The 22,653-nt window shown below is 54.2% G+C and carries 23 protein-coding genes and 1 other RNA gene; 13 read left to right on the top strand and 11 right to left on the bottom strand.

Going from position 1 to position 22,653, the window contains the following annotated elements; all coding sequences use genetic code 11:
• Position 1 precedes the first annotated feature (1 nt).
• Together pdxA and rsmA are read left to right on the top strand one after the other, a co-directional pair.
• Positions 2–1,003 carry a 4-hydroxythreonine-4-phosphate dehydrogenase PdxA gene (pdxA, locus tag G6Q15_RS05790; RefSeq protein WP_164116637.1) on the top strand — a complete coding sequence of 334 codons (1,002 nt, stop codon included), beginning with the start codon at positions 2–4 and terminating at the stop codon, positions 1,001–1,003.
• 6 nt (positions 1,004–1,009) lie between these two features.
• Positions 1,010–1,843 carry a 16S rRNA (adenine(1518)-N(6)/adenine(1519)-N(6))-dimethyltransferase RsmA gene (gene rsmA, locus G6Q15_RS05795; RefSeq protein WP_164116639.1) on the top strand — a complete coding sequence of 278 codons (834 nt, stop codon included), beginning with the start codon at positions 1,010–1,012 and terminating at the stop codon, positions 1,841–1,843.
• Here rsmA and G6Q15_RS05800 read toward each other — a convergent pair.
• On the bottom strand, positions 1,826–3,937 hold the full coding sequence (locus tag G6Q15_RS05800; protein ID WP_164116641.1) for a malate synthase G: 2,112 nt from the start codon (positions 3,935–3,937) through the stop codon (positions 1,826–1,828). The genes rsmA and G6Q15_RS05800 overlap by 18 nt on opposite strands.
• 203 nt (positions 3,938–4,140) lie before the next feature.
• Here G6Q15_RS05800 and G6Q15_RS05805 point away from each other — a divergent pair, with 203 nt between their 5' ends.
• The 4 genes from G6Q15_RS05805 (at position 4,141) to G6Q15_RS05820 (ending at position 7,971) form a co-directional block, all read left to right on the top strand.
• Positions 4,141–5,367, top strand: a complete 1,227-nt coding sequence (locus G6Q15_RS05805) for a hydrolase (RefSeq protein WP_164116643.1) — start codon at positions 4,141–4,143, stop codon at positions 5,365–5,367.
• Positions 5,364–6,374 carry an arginine N-succinyltransferase gene (locus G6Q15_RS05810; protein WP_164116645.1) on the top strand — a complete coding sequence of 337 codons (1,011 nt, stop codon included), beginning with the start codon at positions 5,364–5,366 and terminating at the stop codon, positions 6,372–6,374. Before G6Q15_RS05805 ends, G6Q15_RS05810 begins: the two co-directional genes overlap by 4 nt.
• Before the next feature lies 1 nt (position 6,375).
• Positions 6,376–7,644: an N-succinylarginine dihydrolase gene (locus G6Q15_RS05815; RefSeq protein WP_164116647.1), complete on the top strand. Its 1,269-nt coding sequence runs from the start codon at positions 6,376–6,378 to the stop codon at positions 7,642–7,644.
• Positions 7,645–7,737: 93 nt separating this feature from the next.
• Positions 7,738–7,971 (top strand): hypothetical protein, encoded by a 234-nt coding sequence (locus tag G6Q15_RS05820; RefSeq protein WP_164116649.1) that lies wholly within the window; start codon positions 7,738–7,740, stop codon positions 7,969–7,971.
• Positions 7,972–8,161: 190 nt separating this feature from the next.
• On the opposite strand, the gene ssrA is transcribed toward G6Q15_RS05820, so the two are convergent.
• Positions 8,162–8,556: a transfer-messenger RNA gene (gene ssrA / locus G6Q15_RS05825) on the bottom strand.
• 56 nt (positions 8,557–8,612) lie between these two features.
• A complete protein-coding gene (gene mscL / locus G6Q15_RS05830) occupies positions 8,613–9,038 on the bottom strand; it encodes a large conductance mechanosensitive channel protein MscL (protein WP_164116651.1) in 426 nt (141 codons plus the stop codon).
• A 156-nt stretch (positions 9,039–9,194) separates the two neighbouring features.
• Here mscL and G6Q15_RS05835 point away from each other — a divergent pair, with 156 nt between their 5' ends.
• The 4 genes from G6Q15_RS05835 to G6Q15_RS05850 all read left to right on the top strand — a co-directional run bounded on the left by G6Q15_RS05835 (position 9,195) and on the right by G6Q15_RS05850 (position 11,914).
• On the top strand, positions 9,195–9,779 hold the full coding sequence (locus tag G6Q15_RS05835) for a LemA family protein (RefSeq protein WP_164116654.1): 585 nt from the start codon (positions 9,195–9,197) through the stop codon (positions 9,777–9,779).
• A 113-nt stretch (positions 9,780–9,892) separates the two neighbouring features.
• Positions 9,893–10,690 carry a YgcG family protein gene (locus G6Q15_RS05840; RefSeq protein WP_164116655.1) on the top strand — a complete coding sequence of 266 codons (798 nt, stop codon included), beginning with the start codon at positions 9,893–9,895 and terminating at the stop codon, positions 10,688–10,690.
• Positions 10,691–10,709: 19 nt separating this feature from the next.
• On the top strand, positions 10,710–11,393 hold the full coding sequence (locus G6Q15_RS05845) for a hypothetical protein (protein ID WP_164116657.1): 684 nt from the start codon (positions 10,710–10,712) through the stop codon (positions 11,391–11,393).
• The gene (locus G6Q15_RS05850) at positions 11,390–11,914 is read left to right on the top strand and encodes an NUDIX hydrolase (RefSeq protein WP_240330780.1); all 525 of its coding nucleotides are present in this window, start codon (positions 11,390–11,392) and stop codon (positions 11,912–11,914) included. The genes G6Q15_RS05845 and G6Q15_RS05850 overlap by 4 nt, the downstream gene beginning before the upstream one ends.
• Before the next feature lie 3 nt (positions 11,915–11,917).
• On the opposite strand, the gene G6Q15_RS05855 is transcribed toward G6Q15_RS05850, so the two are convergent.
• The 3 genes from G6Q15_RS05855 to G6Q15_RS05865 all read right to left on the bottom strand — a co-directional run bounded on the left by G6Q15_RS05855 (position 11,918) and on the right by G6Q15_RS05865 (position 15,748).
• Complete coding sequence (locus G6Q15_RS05855; protein ID WP_164116660.1) at positions 11,918–12,196, bottom strand: ETC complex I subunit; 279 nt, start codon at positions 12,194–12,196, stop codon at positions 11,918–11,920.
• Positions 12,197–12,267: 71 nt separating this feature from the next.
• Complete coding sequence (hrpB, locus tag G6Q15_RS05860) at positions 12,268–14,721, bottom strand: ATP-dependent helicase HrpB (RefSeq protein ID WP_164116662.1); 2,454 nt, start codon at positions 14,719–14,721, stop codon at positions 12,268–12,270.
• Between the two features lie 13 nt (positions 14,722–14,734).
• Complete coding sequence (locus G6Q15_RS05865) at positions 14,735–15,748, bottom strand: polyprenyl synthetase family protein (protein WP_164116665.1); 1,014 nt, start codon at positions 15,746–15,748, stop codon at positions 14,735–14,737.
• 103 nt (positions 15,749–15,851) lie between these two features.
• Between G6Q15_RS05865 and G6Q15_RS05870 the strand changes: the two genes are divergently transcribed.
• On the top strand, positions 15,852–16,133 hold the full coding sequence (locus tag G6Q15_RS05870; RefSeq protein ID WP_164116971.1) for a chorismate mutase: 282 nt from the start codon (positions 15,852–15,854) through the stop codon (positions 16,131–16,133).
• A gap of 9 nt (positions 16,134–16,142) precedes the next feature.
• Here the strand turns inward: G6Q15_RS05870 and G6Q15_RS05875 are convergent, their stop codons facing one another.
• The 4 genes from G6Q15_RS05875 to G6Q15_RS05890 all read right to left on the bottom strand — a co-directional run bounded on the left by G6Q15_RS05875 (position 16,143) and on the right by G6Q15_RS05890 (position 19,538).
• On the bottom strand, positions 16,143–17,486 hold the full coding sequence (locus tag G6Q15_RS05875) for an ATP-binding protein (protein ID WP_164116973.1): 1,344 nt from the start codon (positions 17,484–17,486) through the stop codon (positions 16,143–16,145).
• Between the two features lie 118 nt (positions 17,487–17,604).
• Positions 17,605–18,282 (bottom strand): response regulator transcription factor, encoded by a 678-nt coding sequence (locus G6Q15_RS05880; RefSeq protein WP_164116667.1) that lies wholly within the window; start codon positions 18,280–18,282, stop codon positions 17,605–17,607.
• 131 nt (positions 18,283–18,413) lie between these two features.
• Positions 18,414–18,716: a PepSY domain-containing protein gene (locus G6Q15_RS05885; protein ID WP_164116668.1), complete on the bottom strand. Its 303-nt coding sequence runs from the start codon at positions 18,714–18,716 to the stop codon at positions 18,414–18,416.
• 78 nt (positions 18,717–18,794) lie between these two features.
• A complete protein-coding gene (locus tag G6Q15_RS05890) occupies positions 18,795–19,538 on the bottom strand; it encodes an SIMPL domain-containing protein (protein WP_240330781.1) in 744 nt (247 codons plus the stop codon).
• 124 nt (positions 19,539–19,662) lie between these two features.
• Here G6Q15_RS05890 and G6Q15_RS05895 point away from each other — a divergent pair, with 124 nt between their 5' ends.
• Entirely contained in the window at positions 19,663–21,468 is a 1,806-nt protein-coding gene (locus G6Q15_RS05895; protein WP_164116670.1) for an ABC-F family ATP-binding cassette domain-containing protein, read from the top strand.
• Here the strand turns inward: G6Q15_RS05895 and G6Q15_RS05900 are convergent.
• The gene (locus G6Q15_RS05900) at positions 21,465–21,998 is read right to left on the bottom strand and encodes a DUF6456 domain-containing protein (protein ID WP_164116672.1); all 534 of its coding nucleotides are present in this window, start codon (positions 21,996–21,998) and stop codon (positions 21,465–21,467) included. The genes G6Q15_RS05895 and G6Q15_RS05900 overlap by 4 nt on opposite strands.
• 90 nt (positions 21,999–22,088) lie before the next feature.
• Here G6Q15_RS05900 and G6Q15_RS05905 point away from each other — a divergent pair, with 90 nt between their 5' ends.
• Positions 22,089–22,652: a helix-turn-helix transcriptional regulator gene (locus G6Q15_RS05905; protein WP_164116674.1), complete on the top strand. Its 564-nt coding sequence runs from the start codon at positions 22,089–22,091 to the stop codon at positions 22,650–22,652.
• Position 22,653 lies beyond the last annotated feature (1 nt).

Here is a 22,653-nt window from a genome sequence, read left to right on the forward strand (position 1 = left end):
CATGGCGTCTGCCTTTGCCATTTCGTCAGGTGATCCTGCAGGCATAGGCCCGGAAATTATCTGGAAAAGCTGGAGCAGCCGTGAAGAAAGCAACCTGCCGCCATTTTTTGCGGTGGGCGATAAAAACGCTTTTACCGCATTATACGGTAATCGTATCCAGGCAATTGAAGCACCTGAAGAGGCAGGACAGGTATTTGCTAACGCTCTTCCTGTCCTGCATGTCCATGACTGCGGCAATGTCACGCCAGGCGAACCTGATGCAGAAGGCGCGCGGTGCGCATTACAGGCATTGGAAATGTCGGTTGGTTTGGCTCGTTCAGGGGGAGCAAAAGGCGTTGTTACCGGACCTGTGTCAAAGGCATTACTTAAAAATGTTGGTTTTACACACCCTGGACAGACTGAATTTATCGCTGAACGCTGCGGTGTGGCCAAAAGCAATGCAGTGATGATGCTGGCGGGGCCTTCGCTGTGCGTCGTGCCGATAACCGTGCATATCGCGCTTACCGATGTCCCCTCCGCACTGACGAACGAACTCATCAAGGCGCGCGCGCGCGTGGCAGCCAAGGGCATGACCCGTAATTTCGGGATAGAGCAACCAAGGCTTGCGATAGCGGGGCTAAATCCGCATGCCGGAGAAAACGGCAATATGGGGCGTGAGGAATTAGATGTGATTATTCCCGCACTCGAAGAACTGCGCAGCGAGGGTATGGATATTATCGGCCCCCTGCCCGCTGACACCATGTTCCACTGCAGTGCACGCGCCAAATATGACCTTGCCCTGTGCTGTTACCATGATCAAGGGTTGGTCCCTCTCAAGACGCTGCATTTCGATGATGGGGTCAATATGACACTAGGCCTGCCGATCATCCGTACATCGCCTGATCACGGTACTGCTTTTGACATTGCTGGCAAAGGTATTGCCAATGCCAATTCGATGATTGCAGCCATTCAGATGGCCGAAACGGCACGTCACCACCGGCAGAATTATGTCGAACCGGCCTGAGAACGAATGAGCGAGCCTGAACTACCACCGCTGCGTGATGTGATTGCCCGGTACGGCCTGTCGGCAAGCAAGGCTCTGGGCCAGAATTTCCTGCTCGACGCGCAGCTTTTGGAGCGGATCGCCGGAATTCCGGGGAGCCTGAGCGAAGAACATGTGTTTGAAGTTGGGCCTGGCCCTGGCGGGCTGACCCGCGCAGCACTTATGGCAGGGGCGAAAGTAACCGCCGTTGAGCGTGACGCCCGGTGTCTTCCTGCGCTGATAGAATTGGGAAAAGCATTTCCCGATCAACTTCGTGTGGTTGAAGGTGATGCGATGCAGATTGATCCTGTGCAGGAGATCAGCGCACCATTCCATATTCTCTCCAACCTGCCCTATAATGTTGGTACTGCGCTGTTGGTGAACTGGCTATCAGCCGACAAATGGCCACCGGAATGGAAATCACTCACGTTGATGTTTCAGCGTGAGGTCGCAGAACGCATTATAGCGCAGCCCGGCGGCAAAGCATACGGAAGGCTCGCCGTATTGGCGCAATGGCGAGCAAAGGCAACCATGCCGATGAAAGTACACCGCAGCGCATTTACCCCACCGCCCAAAGTCATGTCGGCCGTTGTCCATATTATCCCGAACAAAGCACCAGAAGGCGTTTCACCGCGCACCATAGGAAAGCTGACCGCCGCCGCCTTTGGCCAACGCCGCAAAATGTTGCGGCAAAGCCTGAAAGCCCTGTCCGGCGCCCTGGATGCGCTGGAGACAGTCGGCATCGACCCAACACGCCGCGCGGAAACTATCAGTGTTGATGAGTTTGTGCAGGTGGCGCAAGTATTAGACGCTGGCCTTTAACCTCAGTCTATATGCATGCAGCAAAGGTTCGGTATAGCCGCTTGGTTGCTCCACACCCTTGAACACCAGATCACGTGCTGCTTGGAACGCTAAGCTCGCTTCAGGATCGTTTGCCATCGGTTTATACAGCGGATCACCTGTATTTTGCGCATCCACCTTAACCGCCATGCGCAACAAAGCCGCATCAACCTGCTCGTCACTGCACACGCCATGCAGCAGCCAGTTTGCCATATGCTGTGAAGAGATGCGCAGTGTAGCCCGATCTTCCATCAGACCGACATCATGGATATCCGGTACTTTGGAACAGCCAATGCCCTGATCGATCCAGCGCACGACATAACCCAATATGCCTTGCGCATTATTGTCGAGTTCTTGCGTAATTTCCTCTTCGGACCAATTATGCCCGTCGGCCAGTGGAATGGTAAGCAGCTTATCCAGCCCTGCAACAGTCTCACTCGCCACCTCTTGCTGGCGCGCAAATACGTCCAGCCGGTGATAGTGGATAGCATGTAAAGTCGCCGCTGTCGGGCTTGGTACCCATGCGGTATTCGCCCCTGTTTTGGGATGCCCGATTTTCTGCTCCATCATATCGGCCATCATATCCGGCGCGGCCCACATACCCTTGCCGATCTGTGCCTTGCCCGAAAGTCCGCATGCAAGTCCGATACCGACATTGCGCGCTTCATAGGCGGCGATCCAGTCGCTATTCTTGATATCGTCCTTACGGATCATCGCGCCTGCGCGCATCGAAGTGTGGATTTCATCACCCGTACGGTCAAGAAAACCGGTATTGATGAAGACAATCCGGTCCTTCACGGCATGGATGCATGCGGCCAAATTGGCAGATGTCCGGCGTTCCTCATCCATCACACCCACTTTCACCGTATGGCGGTCCAGCCCGAGCATATCCTCGACTGCATCGAACAGGTCATTGGTAAGGCCGCATTCTTCGGGTCCATGCATTTTTGGCTTCACAATGTAAATGGAACCGGCACGGCTGTTCTTCAGCGTACCCAGCTGTTTCAGATCATGGCAACCAATTGCGCTGGTCATGACGGCGTCCATAATGCCTTCAGGAATCTGGCTACCATCGGCAAGCGTAATCGCAGGATTGGTCATTAAATGCCCGACATTGCGGACAAATAGCAGGCTGCGGCCCGGTACAGTGACTTTCCCGTCATCCGCATCATGATAGACACGATCCGCGTTCAGGGCGCGGGTAACGGTTTTCCCGCCTTTATCAAAGCTTGCCGCCAAATCGCCGCGCATCAGCCCCAGCCAGTTACGATAGGCAAGTAGCTTGTCCTCCGCATCAACCGCGGCCACCGAATCTTCCATATCCACGATAGTGGTGAGCGCAGATTCAAGCACAACATCGGCAATACCTGACGGATCATCACAGCCAATTGGATGCTCGCCATCAAATATAACCTCTATATGCAGACCGTTATGGCGAAAAAGGCGGCCTTTATCGCTCTTGCCCACATATTGGTCCGGATCCGCAATCGCGATGCCATTTTCAGCAGAGCCTAAATCCGCCCATGTGCCAGTTTCCAGTGGTACAGCTTCATCCAGAAACGCCTTGGCAGCAGCGATCACGGCTGCACCACGCACTGCATCATAACCACCCGGCTTGGCCGGCGGCGCATCCAATGCATCGGTACCATAGAGTGCATCATATAAACTGCCCCAGCGCGCGTTGGCGGCGTTCAATACAAAGCGATCATTCAGCGAAGGCACCACCAGTTGCGGCCCCGCCATGGTGGCAATTTCCGGATCCACATTTTGTGTGGTGATTGCAAACGGTGCAGGTTCTTCGACAAGATATCCGATATCGCATAGAAATGATTGGTATTCATCGCTATTAACTGACTTACCCGCACGGGCAATATGCCAATCATCAATCTGTTTCTGCAACTCTTCACGGCGTTGAAGCAAGGCACGGCCTCGCGGGACAAAGCGTTGCAGCAAAGCCGCAAAGTCGATCCAGAACTTATCGGCATCCAGGCCAATTGGCGCCAGCACTTCATCCATCACAAAATCATGTAATGCAGTGTCAATTTTCAAACCGGCTTTTGGGGTAATATCGCTCATAAATCCTCACATATTAGGTCCGACAGCCCTGTCCACCTGAATATCACACGGGCAGCACATAGTTTATAAATCGAAATCCTGGGGAGGAGGTAATGGCTATATGGCCAGCAGCCATGGTTTTGTAAATGCCCCAAAATGAAAAATCTCAATGAAAAAATCTCGGGCTGGCTAAGCGTGATGTTACGCGTTAGAGATAGCCGCCTATGAAACAATTATCTCCTGCTGAAACCTCTGCACTCTCTATCATTAATAACGACCATATGCTGGCCCAGACACAGACATGGGCACTGATCAATAGCGGGTCACGCAATCTGGATGGGCTCGCGAAGATGGCAGAAGCACTTCGTGAGGCTTTTTCCGTGCTTCCCGGTGATATTGTCCTGCACGATCCAGCCAAAGTCGATGCCGTACGCGGCGATGGCAGCATTGCCGAGATCGCACATGGTCAGCATCTGACCGTATCGGTGCGACCAGAGGCCCCTGTTCGCCTGATTCTCACAGGTCATATGGACACTGTGTTCCCAATTGATAGTGATTTTCAGACCCTCACATGGCTAGAGGGCGATGAGAAGCAGGGCGGCGTGCTGGGTGGCCCTGGCCTGGCCGACATGAAAGGCGGTATTTCCGTCATGATCGCCGCGCTACAAGCGCTGGAAGCCAGCAAATATGCGAGCAACCTAGGTTATGACATACTCATTAACAGCGATGAAGAAGTCGGCTCCCCCTCCTCGGCTGCACTCATAGCCAAACTCGCTGCGGGTAAAACAGCTGCACTCACATATGAACCAGCCGCCCTGCCCGATGGTACATTGGCGGGCGCACGTGGCGGCAGCGGCAACTTTTCGATTATTTTCAGCGGTAAATCTGCCCATGCCGGCCGTAATCCGCAGGATGGCCGCAATGCCATTGTCGCCGCTTCCGATATGGCGGTGCAACTCAAAGCACTCACCCGCGATGGCCTGTCGGTCAATCCGGCTAAGATAGAGGGCGGCGCTGCAAATAATGTCGTGCCCGACCATGCGATATTACGCGTCAATTTCCGGCCAAAGTCGCTTGCAATGCAGGCACTGGCGCAAAATGCACTTGATGCTCTGATTGCTGACATCGCCAAGACGCATAACCTGGACGTGCATTGTCATGGCAGCTTTGGCCGCCCGCCTAAGGAGATTGACGGCCAGGCGGGCAAACTTTTTGAACTGGTCAAAAAATGTGGCAGCGACCTTGGGCTTGATATAGGCTGGAAATCAACCGGCGGTGTATGCGATGGCAATAATATCGCGGCTTGCGGAGTGCCGGTTGTCGATACTATGGGTGTGCGCGGGGGCTCCATTCACAGCGCCGACGAATTTCTGATTACGGACAGCTTGTCCGAACGTGCAAGGCTTTCTGCGCTTACTATAATGCGCATCGCACAAAAGGGGGGATTATGAGTTTCAGGATACGCGCTGCACGCAGCGATGACTTGCAGCATCTATATGAGATGGCGAAACTCACCGGCGGCGGCTTTACGAACCTGCCCGCGGACAAAAAATCCCTGACGGCCAAGCTGGACCGGTCGGCAGAGGCTTATGCGAGCAGCGATGAGGAAGTGAGCGATCATATTTTTGTACTTGTCCTGGAAAATACCGAGACAGGTGAAGTGCGCGGCACATCCCAGCTTTTCACGAAAGTTGGCCAGAAATGGCCATTTTATTCCTACCGGCTCAGCACGCTGACCCAGCATAGCCAGGAACTCGACCGGACTTTTCGGGCCGAAATGCTAAGCCTGACCACCGATCTGGAAGGATCCAGCGAAGTTGGCGGACTGTTCCTGCACCCCGGCGAACGGGCGGGCGGGCTTGGCCTGCTGCTGGCACGCAGCCGCTATCTGTTTATCAGGCAGCATCGCAGCCATTTTGGCGACCGTATCCTCGCGGAACTGCGCGGTATAATTGATGAAGCCGGCGGATCACCCTTTTGGGATGGGCTTGCGGGCCGGTTCTTCGGTATGAGCTTCCAGGAAGCCGACTATTTCAACGCGCTCAACGGTAACCAGTTTATTGCCGACCTGATGCCCAAACATCCCATTTATACCGCGATGCTGAGCGAAGCGGCACGTGCGGTCATTGGCCTACCCCATCCTAGCGGGCGCGCGGCGATGCGGATGCTGGAAAATGAAGGGTATCGCTATAATGGCTATGTCGACATATTTGATGGTGGCCCGACCATGGTGGCACGCACCGACAATGTCGGCAGCGTCAAAAACGCACAATATGCAAAGATTGCCAGCATTGGCGATGGCGGCGCAAAATCACTGGCCGCCTGTGGTGAATTGACTGATTTCCGCTGTGTATATGCCTTTATCGAAAATGGTGACAGCGGCCTGAAGATAGACGCAGAAGGCGCCAAAACACTCGACGTCGATGTCGGTGACGAAATTCTTTATATAGAGCGGTGACATGACAATAGGCGAAATCAATTTTGACGGCATTATCGGCCCAAGCCACAATTATGCGGGGCTTAGCCTGGGCAACATTGCATCTTCCTCCAATGCAGGTGCGACATCGCACCCGCGTGCAGCGGCTCTCCAGGGTGTGGCCAAGATGCGGGCCAACATAGAGCTTGGTCTAACGCAGGGATTCTTCATGCCGCTTGACCGCCCCAACCATAGCTGGCTGGAGGCGCTGGGTACCGATATAGCCGAAGCAGAGCCGCACATGCGCGCCGCTGCCTATTCGGCATCATCCATGTGGGCGGCCAATGCGGCGACCGTGTCCCCTGCCCCTGATACCAAAGATGGCAAATGTCATCTTACCCCTGCCAATCTGATTACCATGGCGCATCGCAGCCATGAATGGCACGGTACGCTGGCGCAGCTAAAGCTGGCCTTTGGGAATAGTGATGCCTTTACTGTGCATGACGCAGTGCCACCAACATTTGGCGATGAAGGCGCGGCCAACCACATGCGGCTATGCGATACTCATGGCACCGCGGGTCTTGAGATATTCGTATATGGTACATCTGGCGGCCCTTTCCCCGCGCGCCAGCATATTGAGGCCAGCAAGGCGATAGCGCGCGCGCATGGCCTTGATCATAACCGCGTACTGTTTATCCAGCAATCCGAAACCGCCATTGCGGGCGGCGCATTTCATAACGACGTAGTGGCTGTCGCCAATGAAAATGTTCTGTTCACCCACGAACTCGCGTTTCAAGACCGCGAAGGCAGTTATATCGCCATTCGTGAGAAAATGTCTGATGTGCAAATTGTAGAAGTGCCTGCAGCTGCTGTCAGTCTCTCCGATGCGATCAAAAGCTATCTGTTCAACGCGCAGCTTGTTACGTTGCCCGGTGGTGGCATGGATGGCGGGGGTATGGCATTAATCCTGCCCACCGAAGCGCAGGAGACACCCGCGGTCTGGAACTGGCTAGAACAGATGGTGGCGGGCAATGGCCCAATCCGCAAACTGATCCCCGTGAATGTGCGCGAGTCCATGGCCAATGGCGGCGGCCCGGCCTGTCTCAGGCTGCGTATCGTGGCAGATCCAGCACAGGTTGATTCGCGCTTTATCGCTACCGAGGATAAACTGACAGCCATCGAAGAGGTGGTAAGCGCGCGCTGGCCCGAAGCAATCCACCCCGATGACTTAGCTAAGCCGGACCTCACTGAGACAGTGCAAACCGCACGCACAGCGCTGTTGAATGCATTGGATTTGCAGGAACTTGACTGACACAAACTGTCGGAATTTTTGACATTAACCGTTTGGTAACCATCATTACCCACGTAAATCAGGGATTGGCATGCCCCTTGCTTAGTTAACAATATGTTAAAAAAGCTACGCCGCCTGTTCCTGATCAAAACCAAGTTCGAAGCCTATCTGATTATCTATGCCCTGTCGCTTGGTGCAATTGAGCGTGGGGAAGCTTACCTTCACCAATATCCCGGCACAGGTGGATGGATGCTATTCTTGGCGTGTACCGGTGCGGTTTTTATGGCAGGGGCCAAAATCCTTGATGCCATTGATTACCAACGCGCATACGGGAATGAGGACGGATAAGGTAAGGCTTTTTGCCCGCCGGCACGAAGTCCTTGCTTTAGAAGGCGAGGACCGTCGCTTATAGTCCTTTAGTCAGCGCTTATTTGAAGAGTTGAAGTGGAGGGTTTCTATTGGCCGGCACACAAGTTTGGGATGTGTTGAGGCGAGAACCATTACATCTAGATCATCGTATGCGCCTATCCGAAAGATAGGTGAGGCGTTTCTGTTGGCCGGCACGCCTCAAGCCGCGGGAATCCGTTCTGTTGCCCGGTCGGTCCAACCGCGCTTTTAACTTTCTAATTCTGGACCGTGAGGCCCGGTGAATTAGGCAGCCATTGCGAGTGCGTCATTATCGTTAGCACTTATGAGTTTTAAGCGTTTTTACGGGATACTCAGCCCGGACGAAAACAAAGTCTTTCAACACACGTCGATCCTGGTTCGGCCCCGTCAAATGTCCCATCGCCATTACAGCTTTGTGGGATATATGGTGGAGCCGCCGGGTACTGCCCCCGGGTCCGCTGCATCTATTACACAGTGCAATTTATCGTCATATCTGGCCGAAACCAGCAGAGCCTATATAGCAGGGTCCACATGAATAAAAAGTGGATGGAGCCAAAAAACCGGCTCCATCCACAAAAACTAAGTATATCTATCTGTTTTTGTTACTTTTTCAGATTATCGCGAATTTCCGTGAGCAGGTCGATTTCGCTCGGACCGCTATCTTCCGCTTCCTCTTCGCGTTTCTTGATCATCTTGTTCGCCTGCCGCACCAGCAGGAAAATTACGAAGGCCAGGATGATGAAATTGATGAGCACGGTCAGGAACTGGCCATACCCGAGCAACGGAACGCCTGCCTCTTTCAATTCAGTATAACTGGTCAGTGATCCCTCATAGCCTTCAGGAACAGGGCCCAGCATCATAAAATAATTGGCAAAATCAGCGCCGCCAAAGATCGCACCCACAATAGGCATGATAATATCTTCGGTCAGTGACGTGGTGATTGTGGCAAACGCCCCCGCGATAATCACGGCAACGGCCAGATCAATCACGTTTCCCTTGGCGATAAATTCCTTGAATTCTGATAACATATAGCTGTTTCTCCCCTAAATTATTCCAAAAAGCGCGTTTTTACTTGGAATCGCGGGGCTGTCGAGTAAAAAATGGGAGCATAGCCGATTGAAAGAGAGTGTATTAACACTATATTACGGTTAAGTTTGAATTTTTTGCAGTGGAGGAAATCAAAAATGCGGATTGTTAAATATTTGATGGTGGTGGGCGTAGCGCTCTCACTTTCGGCATGCGGTATCAACAGCGTGCCAACAGCAGAAGAGAATGCGAAAGCCAAATGGGCCGATGTAGAAAGCCAGTACCAGCGGCGTGCTGATCTAATCCCCAATCTGGTCGAAACGGTCAAAGGTTTTGCCGATCAGGAAAGAGAAACGCTTACAGCCGTGGTTGAAGCGCGTGCCAAAGCAACATCGATACAGGTTAATGCCGATGACCTGGGTGATGCATCAAAAATGGCCGAATATGCCAATGCGCAGACTCAGCTCAGTTCCGGCCTGGGCCGCCTGCTCGCTAGCTTTGAAGCATATCCCGAGCTCAAGTCGAACCAGAACTTCCTGGCGCTGCAAAGCCAGTTGGAAGGTACGGAAAATCGGATCGCTGTCGCACGCAGGGACTATAATGAAGCGGTGCGCGGTTATAATACCACTATCCGCACTTTCCCGGATATCATCGGTGCAAACATCATTCATGGTGCAGAACCAATGGTGCCATTCAAAGCAACGACCGAAGGCGCTGAAGAAGCCCCTGAAGTCAAATTCTGATAATGATACGGGTCAGTGCCGAACGGTGCTGGCCTTTTTTCAATGCTCACTTGTCCGCACGCATCAAGGCGATGCGTGACAAGTCTGGCAGACTAACTAAAGGATAAAGCGGTATGAAGAGATATATGGCTATTTTTCTAGCGATATTCTTCATGCTGTCGCCGCTTCAGGCGCAGACATTTCCCGAATTGACAGGCCGCGTTGTTGATGAGGCAGGGCTACTTTCTGCGGGGCAGGAAGCCCAGCTGACCCAGAAACTGCAAGCGTTGGAAGACCAGTCGGGTCGGCAGCTGGTCGTGGCCACGGTGAGCGATCTGCAGGGTTATCCCATCGAAGATTATGGCTATCAGCTCGGCCGTACATGGGGTATTGGCAGCGCCGAGCGTGACGATGGCACTATATTGCTGGTCGCGCCCAATGAACGCAAGGTGCGGATTGAAGTCGGTTACGGGCTGGAAGGCATCATGACTGATGCGTTATCGAGCATAATCATCCAGAATGACATTCTGCCCAATTTCCGCAATGGCGATATGGCCGCAGGGATTATCGCTGGCGTGGATACAATCAACACACAGCTGACCTTGCCCGAAGATGAAGCCCGCGCCTATGCGCAATCACTTGAACGGCAGCAGCGCGACCGTGACAGCGAAGGCAATTACGGCATGCTCATTTTTTGGGCGCTCATCCTTATATTCTTCGTGCTACCCGCCATTTTTTCTTCACGCAAAGGTAAACGCTATCGCGGCGGCTCCGGCCCCATCATTATCTGGGGGCCCGGCACAGGTTCAAGTTGGGGCGGCAGCGGCGGCGGTTTTGGCGGAGGCGGCTTCGGTGGCGGCGGCTTTGGCGGTGGTGGTTTCGGTGGTGGAGGCGGCGGCTTTGGCGGCGGCGGCGCTTCGGGCGGCTGGTAGAAAACGGGACATAGAGTAAATGAGCAAAGCGATTAACATTAGCGCCGAAGACCATAAGCGTATCACCACAGCAGTGGCCGAAGCCGAGAAAGGCACCGATGGTGAGATTGTCACAATCGTCACCGAACAGTCGGACCATTATAATGATGTCGCGTTGCATATGGCGATTGCTGCCATGTTCTTGTTCCTCTCTGCGCTGGCTGTTTTTCCCAGTTTCTTTCGTGGTATCGTCAACTTTCTGGCAGGCGGGTGGCAGCATGACTTCACTACCGCACAGTATCTTTCGATGATATTGGTTGTGAGCGCAGTGCTGTTCCTGGCAATACGTTATCTTTTTACCATCCCCGCGCTGCGCATGGCGATTACGCCAGGCGGTACCAAGGAAATCCGTGTGCGCCACCGCGCCATCCAGTTTTTCAAAGTGGGTGCAGAGCGGCGAACACTGGGCCTGACAGGCATTCTCATTTACCTTTCGATCCGTGAACATCGCGCGGAAATCGTAGCCGATGAAGCCATTGCGACACAGGTCGACCCCGAAGTATGGGGCGATGCCATGGCTGTACTGCTCACAGAAGTGAAGGCGGGTCGCCCTGGTGACGGTATGGTCGCGGCTGTCGAGAAAGTCGGTGAAGTGCTGGCCGTGTATTTCCCGAAAAGCGTGGACAATACCAACGAACTTCCTGACCGGCTTATAGAATTATGATCAATAGCGCTGATGGCGTGGAAATCATGTGGGAGGGCCGTTTTATCACGGCCAAACGTGACGGAAAATGGGAATATGTCTCCCGCAGTCGCGGTATTGGCGCGGCAGTCATTCTGGCAATAGATCACGGCCATATCCTGCTGGCCGAACAATACCGTGTGCCGATCGGTAAAAACTGCATCGAACTTCCCGCTGGCCTGATTGGTGATGAAACTGCTGGCGAAGAACCGGCCATCGCTGCCATACGCGAGCTGGAAGAAGAAACTGGCTATCTCGCGACGCGCATGGAGGATCTGGGGGAATATTACAGCTCGCCTGGAATGGTGTCGGAAAGTTTCCGCCTGATGAAGGCGCATGACCTCACCAGAACAGGCCAAGGCGGCGGCGTGGAAGGCGAAAATATCACGGTACACCGAGTGCCGTTGAACAATGTTGAGACATTTATTGCGGAAAAGCGCGCTGCAGGCTGCGGCATCGATGTAAAAATGCTACTGCTATTGGCAGGCGGTTTCTTAAGCTAAAGCTTAGCGGAAATTATCCGCATAGGCCTGAATTTTCAGCTTGCGTGCCGGCGTTTCCACAACATGCGCATCAATATTATGCTTGTCGGCATAGGTCAGCGCGGCTTCTTTGCTTGGAAATTTCAGGCTGAGCTGCTGCATCGTATCGCCGGAGCCTGCCCAACCCATCAGTGGATCTGGATGTTTGGCTTCACTAGGTTCAAATTGCAACACCCAGCGATCAGTCAAAGCGCGACCGGATTGCATGGCATTTTTCGGTGTCTGGAAAATACGTGCGGGCATGGGTGCATCCTGTTCCTGTGTCCCTATCCCAATGCCGCAAAATAACAAGACGGGTCAAGGGAAGACTGCATTCATCCCTGCCGTGCCTGCGCTTTTTTAGTCTTCAGACTGGCTGTCGCACTCGCCGGATCATCAGGCCAGTCATGTTTAGGATAGCGCCCGCGCATGTCGCGCGCAACATCAGCCCAGCTGCCCGCCCAGAATGCCGGTAGGTCGCGCGTAGTTTGTACAGGGCGGCCCGCAGGCGACGTCAGGCTGAGCACAAGCGGAATACGCTCACTGCCAATCACAGGATGTTCGGAAAGCCCGTAAAGCGCCTGCACCCTGACTGTTACCGTCGGTCCGGCTTCGGCGGCATAGTCGATATCGTGGCTGGTTCCGGCCGGAGACACGAACTTTTCAGGTGCATATTTTGCCAGTTCCTGCTGCCGGTCCCAGCCAATGCGGTTCACAAGTGCCTGCAAAAGATTACCGGGCGGAATCGAGCCAAGCGCCGTGCGGCCATCCAATAATGGTTGCAGCCACGACGCCATATCATCGATCAATACGCTATCCGATAACTCTTTTATTCTCGCGAAACCGGCGCGTGTGCGCAGTGAACGTGCGGCCTTGCTCCATGGCAATACCTCCAGTCCTGCCTTGCGCACATGACTGAGCATAGCATTGGCCAGTGCATCATTATCTGGCACCCCTTCAACGCTTTTCTTGAGCCTGATCTGTCCCAGCCGCGTTTCGGTAACCGCCTCGGCCCGATCCATTTTCGGATCATAGCTGGCACGTGCCTGCTCCGTAATCATATGCGCGAAATGTGTTTCGATTTCCGTCAGGCTAAGCGCTGCGCCTGACAGGATACGCGCATTGGACGCTGCGCCCTGCACTTCCCCCACTGCGAGCCATTCCTGCGCAGCGAGCGATGAGGCCGCATCCAACCGAAAGCCGCGTCCACCGCTGCTTTGCCAATCGGTGCCATCAAAATTACGGCGGCGGCATATCCGGTCGGGATAGGCATGGGCAAGAAATGCACCTACAGAAATATTGCCATTCGCCTTGCTCTCCACGATTTCCTCCGCCTGTGCGGCCCACCGCCGTGCCATATTCATTGCAGATTTCGCGCGTTTACCTTTCTCGCGCTTCCAGCGGGCCAGGCGTTGCTCCAAATCCTCTTCGCGCCCGCCAAGGCCGCGCTCCTGTAGCAGCACCGCGATCTGCGCCGCGGACTCGGCAACACCATGTTCTGCACCAACAATCAGCATATGCGCCAGCCCCGGTGGCAGTGGCAATTGCACCAGTAGGCGTCCGTGTGCGGTAATATAACCATCTTCATCCAGCGCATTCAGCCTTCGCAATTGCATGCGTGCCACCGACAACCCCGCTTCAGGTGGAGTATCAATCCAGCGCAGTTTTTCCGGTTCCGCTTCCCCCCATGCCGCGCTTTGCAGCAATAATGGTGCTAGATCACTTTCAAGTATCTCAGGCGGATCAAAAGGCGGCATGCCCTTGGTGGCTGCTTCTTCCCACAACCGATACGCCACACCCGATCCTTGCCGTGCGGCGCGCCCTGCACGCTGCGTTACAGCGGCCTGGCTGGCGCGTTCAGTTACAAGCTTTGTGACACCTGCCACCCGGTCAAAGCGCGGCCTGCGTGCCATGCCGCCATCGACAACGACACGCACACCATCAATTGTAAGACTGGTTTCGGCAATACTGGTGGCTAGGATAACCTTGCGTCGGCCCTGTGGATCAGGGCGGATGGCCGCGCGCTGATCCGTAGCCTCCATCGCACCATACAGCCTGTGCAGCGCAATATCATCGGGCAATGATGCCAGTGCATCTGCCGCGCGTTCAATTTCATAAACCCCCGGCAAAAACGCAAGGATATCCCCCCGCTCCTCTGCCACTGCCCTGCGCACAGCACTTGCAATCGCTGTCGGCACGGGCGTGTCTCCGCTCCTGCTGATATAACGGTGCTCCAACGGGTAACTGCGCCCATCGCTTTCAATAAGCGGCGCGTCCATCAGTTCGGCATAACGGCTGCCATCCAGCGTGGCAGACATGGCTACTAGCCTGAGGTCAGGCCGGAACGCTCCCTGCACCTCGAGTGCCAGTGCTAATCCAAAATCACTGTTCAGACTGCGTTCGTGTATTTCGTCAAACAAAACGGCAGACACACCGGAAAGCTCAGGGTCATCCTGTATCCGGTTCAGAAATATTCCCTCGGTCATAACCAATATACGCGTTTTCGCAGACAAGCGTGTGTCCATACGGGTGGCGTAGCCAATGGTTTCCCCGACCTTTTCCCCGGCCAGCTCAGCCATACGTTCGGCCGCAGCACGGGCCGCAAGCCTGCGCGGGGAGAGCAGCAATATCTGTCCATCACACCATGGCGCATCCAGCAGGGCGGGTGCCGCAGCTGTCGTCTTGCCTGCACCCGGCGGTGCAATCAGGACGGCATTTGGTCCACCCGCAAGTGCTGCGATCAATTCCGGCAGGACAGCTTCAATGGGTAAGTTATGGGGTACAGCCATGATACGGCCGCGCTTAAAACGCCCGCGCTATCGCGAATTCAACAGTTTCTATGAGCGCAGATTTCGCTTTACCAGAACCAAAACCGGCAATCGCATCAATAGCCCGTTGCCCGAAATGACGGGCCCGTTCCAACGTATCGTCAATCGTCCCATGGGCGCGCATCAGGTCTGTAGCATGAGCAAGGTCGGCATCCGATGTGCGGTGACCGATAATGGCATCCTGCCAAAATTTGCGTTCTTCTTCGTTGCCGCGCGCATAGGCAAGAATGACAGGCAAAGTTACTTTGCCATCACGGAAATCGTCACCGACACCCTTGCCCATGGTTTCTTCGTCGGACACATAGTCAATCGCATCATCGACCAGCTGGAATGCTATGCCAAGGTTGCGCCCATATGCGTCCAGAGCCAGTTCGTCTTCTTCGTTGCGTTCCGCAACAACAGCGGAAATCCGGCAGGCGGCGGCAAATAATGCGGCTGTCTTGGCACCGATAATGTCGAGATAGCGTTCTTCGCTGGTATCAATCTTGCGCTGCGCGGTAAGCTGGTCCACTTCGCCTTCGGCGATAACGGCAGACGCGCCCGACAGGATTTTAAGAACCTTGAGCGATCCGTCCTCAACCATCAATTCAAACGAGCGCGAAAACAGGAAGTCGCCCACCAGGACAGTCGCAGGGTTGCCAAATACAAGATTGGCCGTAGTTTTACCGCGCCTGAGGTCAGAGCCGTCCACCACATCATCATGCAGTAATGTAGCGGTATGGATAAATTCCACCGCAGCTGCCAGCTTGTGATGTCGTGTGCCCGGATAATCGAGCAGTTTTGCGCAGGCCAGTGTCAGCATTGGCCGCATCCGTTTGCCGCCGCCTGCGATCAAGTGCCCAGCGAGTTCGGGAATGAGAGGAATGTCGGACTGCATCCGGTCCAGTATCACACTGTTCACCGCATTCATGTCCTGTGCAACCAGTGACATGATTGGATCCAGCGAGGGCGGCCCCTTGCGGCCAATATGGTGCACCGTTGCGCTCATAGTTTCAGCATGTGGCAAGACCCGCGCCAATTGGCAAGTGCAAAGCGCGCAGAAAACGGTTTGATGTTGCGCAACTTGTGTTTAATCTGCCCACATTATGGACATGGACCAACAGCTTTCCGCCTATCGCCAGAGCATCGACAATATCGATGCCGCACTTATCTATATGCTAGCCGAACGTTTTCGTATTACCAAGGCAGTGGGTGAGCATAAGGCGCAAAATGCCTTGCCTCCGGCCGATCCTGAGCGTGAGGAAAAACAGATTGCGCGGATGAAAGCACTTGCCGAAGACGCCAATCTTGATCCTGATTTTTCAGAAAAATTCCTACGTTTCATCATCAATGAAGTGATCCGCCATCACGAACAGATCAGGGATGGCGGCTAAAAAACCGAATTAGACCTCTATCTCATCGGGCACGCGCGGAAGCTGCAACCGCACCAACAACCCGCCTAAATCCTCGCTTTCGTCAAGCGAGACATTACCATCATAAATTTCCGCCACGTCGCGAACAATAGCCAGGCCCAATCCCGTCCCCGGCTTGCCTGTATCCAGCCGAGCGCCACGGTCAAAAATACGCTGCCGTTCTTCTTCGGGAATGCCCATACCATCGTCCTCGACCCAGACTTCAACCATTTTTGGTTCTTCTACGCCTGCCTGACGTCCAGTATCTATGGTCACAAATACACTCCCGCCACCATATTTCGCGGCGTTTTCAATCAGATTCCCTAGCATTTCGTCCAAGTCCTGCCGTTCGGCTGCAACACGGGCTTTCTTACTGCCATCAAGGTCAAAGCGAACATGCGGATAAAGCTGGGTCACGGCGCGTTCGACTGCCTCAACGCTTTCCCATACACTGGCAACACTGAGCGCCTGCCCGCGGCGACCGACGGCGCGCGCACGCGCAAGATGATGGTCGACCTGGCGCCGCATGACAGCCGCTTCGCGTATCACCGTATCGGAAAGATCATCTGCTTTTGCCGTGGCAGCGTTCATAACCACGGTGAGCGGGGTTTTGAGAGCATGGGCGAGGTTTCCTGCATGGCGGCGCGCTTCCTCGGCCTGCTTTTCATTATGTGCGAGTAGCGCATTCAGCTCATCCACCATCGGCATGACTTCCAATGGCAATGTTTCGGTAACGCGGTTCTTGCGCCCCGTACGCATCTGCACAATCGCCTGGCGTACACGGCGCAGCGGCCAGAGACCGTAAAGTGTCTGCAGCGCCGCCAATACGATCAGGCCCAGCGCCAGCAAGGCAAAGCTCTTGGTCAGGGTGGAGCGTGTCTGCGCAAGCTGTTTATCCAATCCGCCACGATCTTGTGCTACAATAACCCACCAGCGGGTCTCAGATCCTGGCAGGTATACCGCACGCTCGATAACCCTCAACTGTTCATCGCCAAATTGGTTCGAATCATAAATATGCGGTTCGGCATCCTGATGATTATCAGGAACTTCCAACGCCCGGTCCCACAACGAACGCGAAGGAAAATCATCGTGCCCCTCACCGCTAATTTGCCAATAAAACCCGCTATTAGGCTCCAGGAAGCGCTGATCCCCCAGCGGGCGGTTAAAAAACACTTCCCCGTCCGGCCCAATTTCCGCCGAAGCAACCATCGCCGTCTGCACATATTCGAGCTGCTCATCGAAGTTATTGGTGATGATTGAACGCAAGGTCCGGTCCAGCGCTATGCCGCCACCCAACAAGAGCAATGAAATCCAGACTGTAGCAATCAGGATCATCCGGCGGCTGAGTGACCCCGAATGCGCGGGAGACGCTACCGGATCATCGATGGTATCGGGGGCTGTTTCGCTGCTGGTCTGGATATCCGTCATGGCGCGATGCCGTAACCATGGCTAGTCAGCCCTCGTCACGATCCTCCGGATCTTCCAAGCTATATCCCAACCCGCGAATGGTGGTGATAACATCGCTGCCCAGCTTCTTGCGGATACGCGTCACAAACACTTCAATCGTGTTGGAATCACGGTCAAAATCCTGATCATAAATATGTTCGATCAGTTCGGTACGCGACACAACCTTGCCCTTGTGGTGCAAGAGGTAGGAAAGCAGCTTATATTCTTGCGCAGTAAGCTTTACTGGCTCCCCTGCCCGCGTAACCTTGCCGGAACGTGTGTCGAGCCGGATTTCACCCGCTGTCAGCTCTGAACTCGCATTGCCCGATGCACGGCGGATAAGCGCACGGAGACGTGCGATCAACTCTTCTGTCTGGAACGGTTTGGCAAGATAGTCATCCGCCCCCGCATCCAGCCCTGCGACCTTGTCTGACCAGCTGTCACGCGCAGTCAGCACCAGCACGGGAAACTTGCGGCCTTCCTTGCGCCACATGCCCAATACGGTCAGACCGTCAATTTCCGGTAACCCCAGATCAAGAATGACAGCGTCATAATCTTCGGTCGATCCCAGAAAATGGCCGTCTTCGCCATCTGTCGAAAGGTCAACGGCATAGCCAGTATTTTCAAGAGTAGATTTCAGCTGCTGGCCAAGCGTCGGTTCATCTTCAACAATCAGGATACGCATGACTATTCCCTTTCTGTCTCATGGCAGCCGCAAAGCGTGCCGCATGGAAATTATCTCATGGATATGCATGAAAGACATGGAAGCCCCGGTCAAGGGATATGCTGGAATTGCCCCCATTATTCACAGGTGGATCACCGACGGCGCAATATGGCGCCACTACGGGCATCGACAAAAACATCAACCACGCGCTGGCCCTTGATGAAGCGCAAGGTATAAACGAGAGTGTCCGGGTCATAGCTGAAGCCCAGATAGCGCATGCCCTTCATCTTCGGGACAACCCGTTTTTCTATCTCAGACCGGGACTTAATTTCACCCGAGCGCATCTGTTTGCGCGCGTCATCCTGATTATCACGCCGCGCCTCGGCAGGCGCAGGCATGCCGACAAGCGACAGGACAATAAGCGCAGATGTGATCAAAGCGGGTATTTTCATCATGCTCAATTACTAGCTATACGGGTTTTAATATCGCGTGAACGACTGGTGGAGCAGCCGTTCAGCTTTGTCAAACCGTTATTATTGCACCATTTCATAGGTTACATGCACAGTGACACCCGTTCCCACCTGCCCCGGTTGTACCGGAGTGGACTCGGCCATGTCTGCCGACATAGCGCGGGCCATGACACGTTTTTGAACAGGCGACGATCCCGAAATATGTTCGCTAATCGCCAAAATGCGAACATTGGAATAACCGGCAAGCTTTGCATAATCGAGTGCCTGTTCACGGCCGCGTTCCATAGCCCGCTTGCGCGCCATGGCCTTCACTTTACCATCGTTGGTCAGGCTGAAATAGGGGCCGTTAAGGTTATTCGCACCCGCTGATACCAGGGCGTCAATCATTTCGCCCAGCCGCTCAATATCGCGCACTTCAATCTGCACCTGGTTCGATGCACGATAGCCGGTTAGCCTTGGTTCTTCACCCCGTTGATAGTCAAATTCGGGATTAATATTGATACCGGTGGTCTGAATATATTTGTCTTCAATTCCAAGTGCCTTGATTTGCTTGATCAGCGAATCCATTTTACGGGCATTGTCGCGCAATGCCTGCTGCGCTGTCGGCGCCTTGGTTGTAACACCTGTGCTCATACGTGCCGTGTCTGGCACACTGTCAATGCGTTCCGAAATGCTAAGCTCGATGACCGGCCCTTTGGCATCAATATCTACATCGGCCGCTACGGCAGGTGCTGTTGTCAGCGTAGTTGCGGTAAATACCGAAGCGGAAATCAGTGCTGCGGGAAGATTTTTGAACCTTTTCATCATATAAACTCCTTGATGTAATATTTTCACGGGCGTTTAGATGACCCTATATTAGCTTTGCCTGAATATCCATGAATTGCACCATGCCCCCTTGCCAGCCATGTACTGGCAGCCTAACTGCTCAAGCATGAGTGCACCACCGATACTGTCCTATGAAAATCTAGGCCTGATACAGGGCAGCGGCTGGCTGTTTCGTGATATGGATATCCATATCGGTCCCCGCGACAGGCTGGCGCTTATCGGACGCAACGGTGCTGGCAAGACAACTCTGCTCAGGCTAATTGCAGACCAGATAGAGGCAGATACGGGAACGCGCTCAATCAAGCCCGGTACAAAGGTGGTGATGCTTGAGCAGGAGCCTGATGTCAGTCAATATGAAACACTTATGGGCTTTGCGCTTAACGGCGATGATGCACCCGAGCGTCATGGCGTCGAAGCGATTGCCGACCAACTTGGTATTGACCTGAACCGTGAAGCCGTGAGTGCGAGTGGCGGCGAGAAAAGGCGTGCCGCCATATGCCGTGCGCTTGCACAGGAGCCGGACCTGCTACTGCTGGACGAGCCCACCAACCATCTTGATCTCAGCGCCATTGACTGGCTGGAAAGCTGGTTGAACCGTTATAAGGGGGCATTCGTTACAATCAGCCATGACAGGACATTCCTTACCCGGCTCACGAAACAGACTTTGTGGCTCGACCGCGGAAGTCTGCGGCGACAGGAGGTGGGTTTTGGCGGCTATGAAGCCTGGATGGAAAAAATCTATGCTGATGAAGCGCAAGCCGTGCAGAAAATGGACGCCAAGCTGAAAATCGAGGCGCATTGGCTGGAACGCGGTGTGACTGCAAGGCGCAAGCGCAATCAGGGGCGGCTGCAGAAGCTTTATGAAATGCGTGCCACCCGCGCGGCGATGATGGGTCCTGCAGGCACAGCCAGCCTGAAAGTTGTGAGCGATGATGTCCGCACCAAATCGGTTATCACCGCAGAAAATATCAGCAAGAGTTTCGGAACAGACGGAGAAAAACGTACGATAATTCGTGATTTTTCTTTACGTATCCAACGCGGGGATCGGATCGGTGTTGTCGGCCATAACGGTGCGGGCAAGACGACTCTGCTCAAGCTGCTAACCGGCGAAATCGCACCGGATACAGGAACGGTAACACTCGCAAAAACGCTTGATGGCGTCATCATCGACCAGCAGCGCAGCCTGATGCAGCCGGGCAAGCGTGTGCGTGACATATTGGCCGAAGGTGGTGACTGGATTGATGTGCGCGGCACACGCAAACATGTGCAAGGCTATCTGAAAGAATTCCTGTTCGATCCCAGCATGGTCGATACCAAAGTGGGCACTTTGTCAGGCGGCGAACGCTCGCGCCTCTTGCTTGCCCGGGAATTTGCGCGGGCATCGAACCTGCTGGTGCTCGACGAGCCCACCAATGATCTCGATCTGGAAACACTCGACCTGTTGCAGGAAGTGATTGCCGATTATGATGGTACGGTCCTGATTGTCAGTCATGACCGCGACTTCCTGGACCGCACTGTCACGCTTACACTCGGCCTCGATGGGTCAGGCAAGGTGGATATTGTCGCGGGTGGCTATGCTGACTGGGAAGCAAAACGCAAATCTGCGCCGGACAAAAGCAAGGCGGCGCAAAAGGCGAAAAATACTGCACAAAAAGCCAAAGCGTCCGGCCAGCCCAAGCGCAAATTGAGTTATAGGGATCAGCGTGATTATGATGGCTTGCCGGCGCGTATCGAAGAACTTGATACGGTCATCGCCAGACATGAGGCAGAACTGAATGATCCTGATTTGTTTACCGAAAACCCAGCGCGTTTTTCTGAACTCTCTAAAGCCATTGAAGATGCGCGCACCGAAAAAGATGCGTCTGAGACACGGTGGCTGGAGCTTGCCGAGCAGGTCGAAAGCCTCGCTTAGCCGCTTTCACCGGGCAAACGGTAGAAATCGGCTATCCTGTCAAGCGCGATACGCAGTACCAGTTTGCCCGAACGGTTTGGCCATCCCAGCTCTTTTTCCGCAACCGGAACAGATTCGCCCGCACAAATAACGCGCCAGGCAATGTCATTCAGATCACGTCCGGTATAGCTTTCAGCTTTCTGGAACCGGTCCTTGGCGGCAATCTGCATTTCGGTTGGCGTCAGGCCTTGTGACCCACTGCCCTTATGCCGTACCGGATCCCAGCTCATTGTGACACGTGGTGACAGGTTCGCACGCTCCCAGTCCATACGCAGTCTTTCCCCCGCATCAAACTGACGATCGGTCAGATATCCCCGCGCATGCAGCCATGCAAGAGGTGATTCAGCCAGGTTCACTGTGACGGAACGCTTCACGTTCAATGGCTTTGAGTTTTCGCCTCGACTTGCCCACACAATGTGCCCGTCGGATAATGGCTGCTCTGACAGCATACGATTGCGTGCCTGAGGTTTGACAGGTGTTCTTTTGCGCATCAACGGTTCCTCCAATATAAAGAAACTTCTTGCCATTTTGGTGATATTGTAGGAAAGTAAAAACCATATAGGTTTTATCTGGAGTTTTTAATGATTAACCGTATCCGTGATGTACGCCGCGCAAAACGGCTGACACTGGCCGATGTTGCCGCAAAATGTGCTCCATCCACAACAGCGCAAACCATTGGCAGACTGGAAACCGGCACCCGCACATTGTCGTTGGACTGGCTCAACCGGATAGCCGATGCGCTGGACGTAGACAGTAATGAACTGGTTCAGGGCGGCAAGGCGGAGAATATTCCGGTGGCGGCGCGATTGACTCACAAAGGCGCGCAGGCACTATCCAGCACCGAACATGCCTATGTCCCGAAACCGGGAGAGCAGATGGTCGCCCTAAATGTACAAAGCGGAGTTGGCGATTACCGCGCGCATGACACGATCTGGCTGCGGCAACTGACACCTGAAAACTATGTCAGCGCATTGAACCGCGATGTGCTGGTCCCCCGCCCTGCCGGGCGATTTCTATTTGGCAGGCTTATCGGACGCGAAGGTGAGAAACTGCATATCCTGCCACTAGGTGCAGGCACACGCCAGCAGGTGGTAAGTGATCCAGCATGGATCGGCATGGCAGAAACGCTAATACGCAGCCTTTAGG

Origin of the sequence: Sphingorhabdus sp. Alg239-R122 (assembly GCF_900537065.1) — a bacterium.
Lineage (GTDB): Bacteria > Pseudomonadota > Alphaproteobacteria > Sphingomonadales > Sphingomonadaceae > Alg239-R122.

Bases quoted from the DNA above. Each gene is read 5' to 3' on its own strand.
- G6Q15_RS05875 (WP_164116973.1), bottom strand. From the start codon at position 17,486: ATGATCCTGATTGCTACAGTCTGGATTTCATTGCTCTTGTTGGGTGGC.
- mscL (WP_164116651.1), bottom strand. From the start codon at position 9,038: ATGTTATCAGAATTCAAGGAATTTATCGCCAAGGGAAACGTGATTGAT.
- hrpB (WP_164116662.1), bottom strand. From the start codon at position 14,721: ATGGCTGTACCCCATAACTTACCCATTGAAGCTGTCCTGCCGGAATTG.
- G6Q15_RS05845 (WP_164116657.1), top strand. From the start codon at position 10,710: ATGAGCAAAGCGATTAACATTAGCGCCGAAGACCATAAGCGTATCACC.
- G6Q15_RS05895 (WP_164116670.1), top strand. From the start codon at position 19,663: ATGAGTGCACCACCGATACTGTCCTATGAAAATCTAGGCCTGATACAG.
- G6Q15_RS05880 (WP_164116667.1), bottom strand. From the start codon at position 18,282: ATGCGTATCCTGATTGTTGAAGATGAACCGACGCTTGGCCAGCAGCTG.
- G6Q15_RS05800 (WP_164116641.1), bottom strand. From the start codon at position 3,937: ATGAGCGATATTACCCCAAAAGCCGGTTTGAAAATTGACACTGCATTA.
- G6Q15_RS05810 (WP_164116645.1), top strand. From the start codon at position 5,364: ATGAGTTTCAGGATACGCGCTGCACGCAGCGATGACTTGCAGCATCTA.
- G6Q15_RS05840 (WP_164116655.1), top strand. From the start codon at position 9,893: ATGAAGAGATATATGGCTATTTTTCTAGCGATATTCTTCATGCTGTCG.
- G6Q15_RS05905 (WP_164116674.1), top strand. From the start codon at position 22,089: ATGATTAACCGTATCCGTGATGTACGCCGCGCAAAACGGCTGACACTG.
- G6Q15_RS05835 (WP_164116654.1), top strand. From the start codon at position 9,195: ATGCGGATTGTTAAATATTTGATGGTGGTGGGCGTAGCGCTCTCACTT.
- G6Q15_RS05850 (WP_240330780.1), top strand. From the start codon at position 11,390: ATGATCAATAGCGCTGATGGCGTGGAAATCATGTGGGAGGGCCGTTTT.
- G6Q15_RS05865 (WP_164116665.1), bottom strand. From the start codon at position 15,748: ATGAGCGCAACGGTGCACCATATTGGCCGCAAGGGGCCGCCCTCGCTG.
- G6Q15_RS05815 (WP_164116647.1), top strand. From the start codon at position 6,376: ATGACAATAGGCGAAATCAATTTTGACGGCATTATCGGCCCAAGCCAC.
- G6Q15_RS05885 (WP_164116668.1), bottom strand. From the start codon at position 18,716: ATGATGAAAATACCCGCTTTGATCACATCTGCGCTTATTGTCCTGTCG.
- pdxA (WP_164116637.1), top strand. From the start codon at position 2: ATGGCGTCTGCCTTTGCCATTTCGTCAGGTGATCCTGCAGGCATAGGC.
- G6Q15_RS05900 (WP_164116672.1), bottom strand. From the start codon at position 21,998: ATGCGCAAAAGAACACCTGTCAAACCTCAGGCACGCAATCGTATGCTG.
- G6Q15_RS05805 (WP_164116643.1), top strand. From the start codon at position 4,141: ATGAAACAATTATCTCCTGCTGAAACCTCTGCACTCTCTATCATTAAT.
- rsmA (WP_164116639.1), top strand. From the start codon at position 1,010: ATGAGCGAGCCTGAACTACCACCGCTGCGTGATGTGATTGCCCGGTAC.
- G6Q15_RS05870 (WP_164116971.1), top strand. From the start codon at position 15,852: ATGGACCAACAGCTTTCCGCCTATCGCCAGAGCATCGACAATATCGAT.
- G6Q15_RS05820 (WP_164116649.1), top strand. From the start codon at position 7,738: ATGTTAAAAAAGCTACGCCGCCTGTTCCTGATCAAAACCAAGTTCGAA.
- G6Q15_RS05890 (WP_240330781.1), bottom strand. From the start codon at position 19,538: ATGATGAAAAGGTTCAAAAATCTTCCCGCAGCACTGATTTCCGCTTCG.
- G6Q15_RS05855 (WP_164116660.1), bottom strand. From the start codon at position 12,196: ATGCCCGCACGTATTTTCCAGACACCGAAAAATGCCATGCAATCCGGT.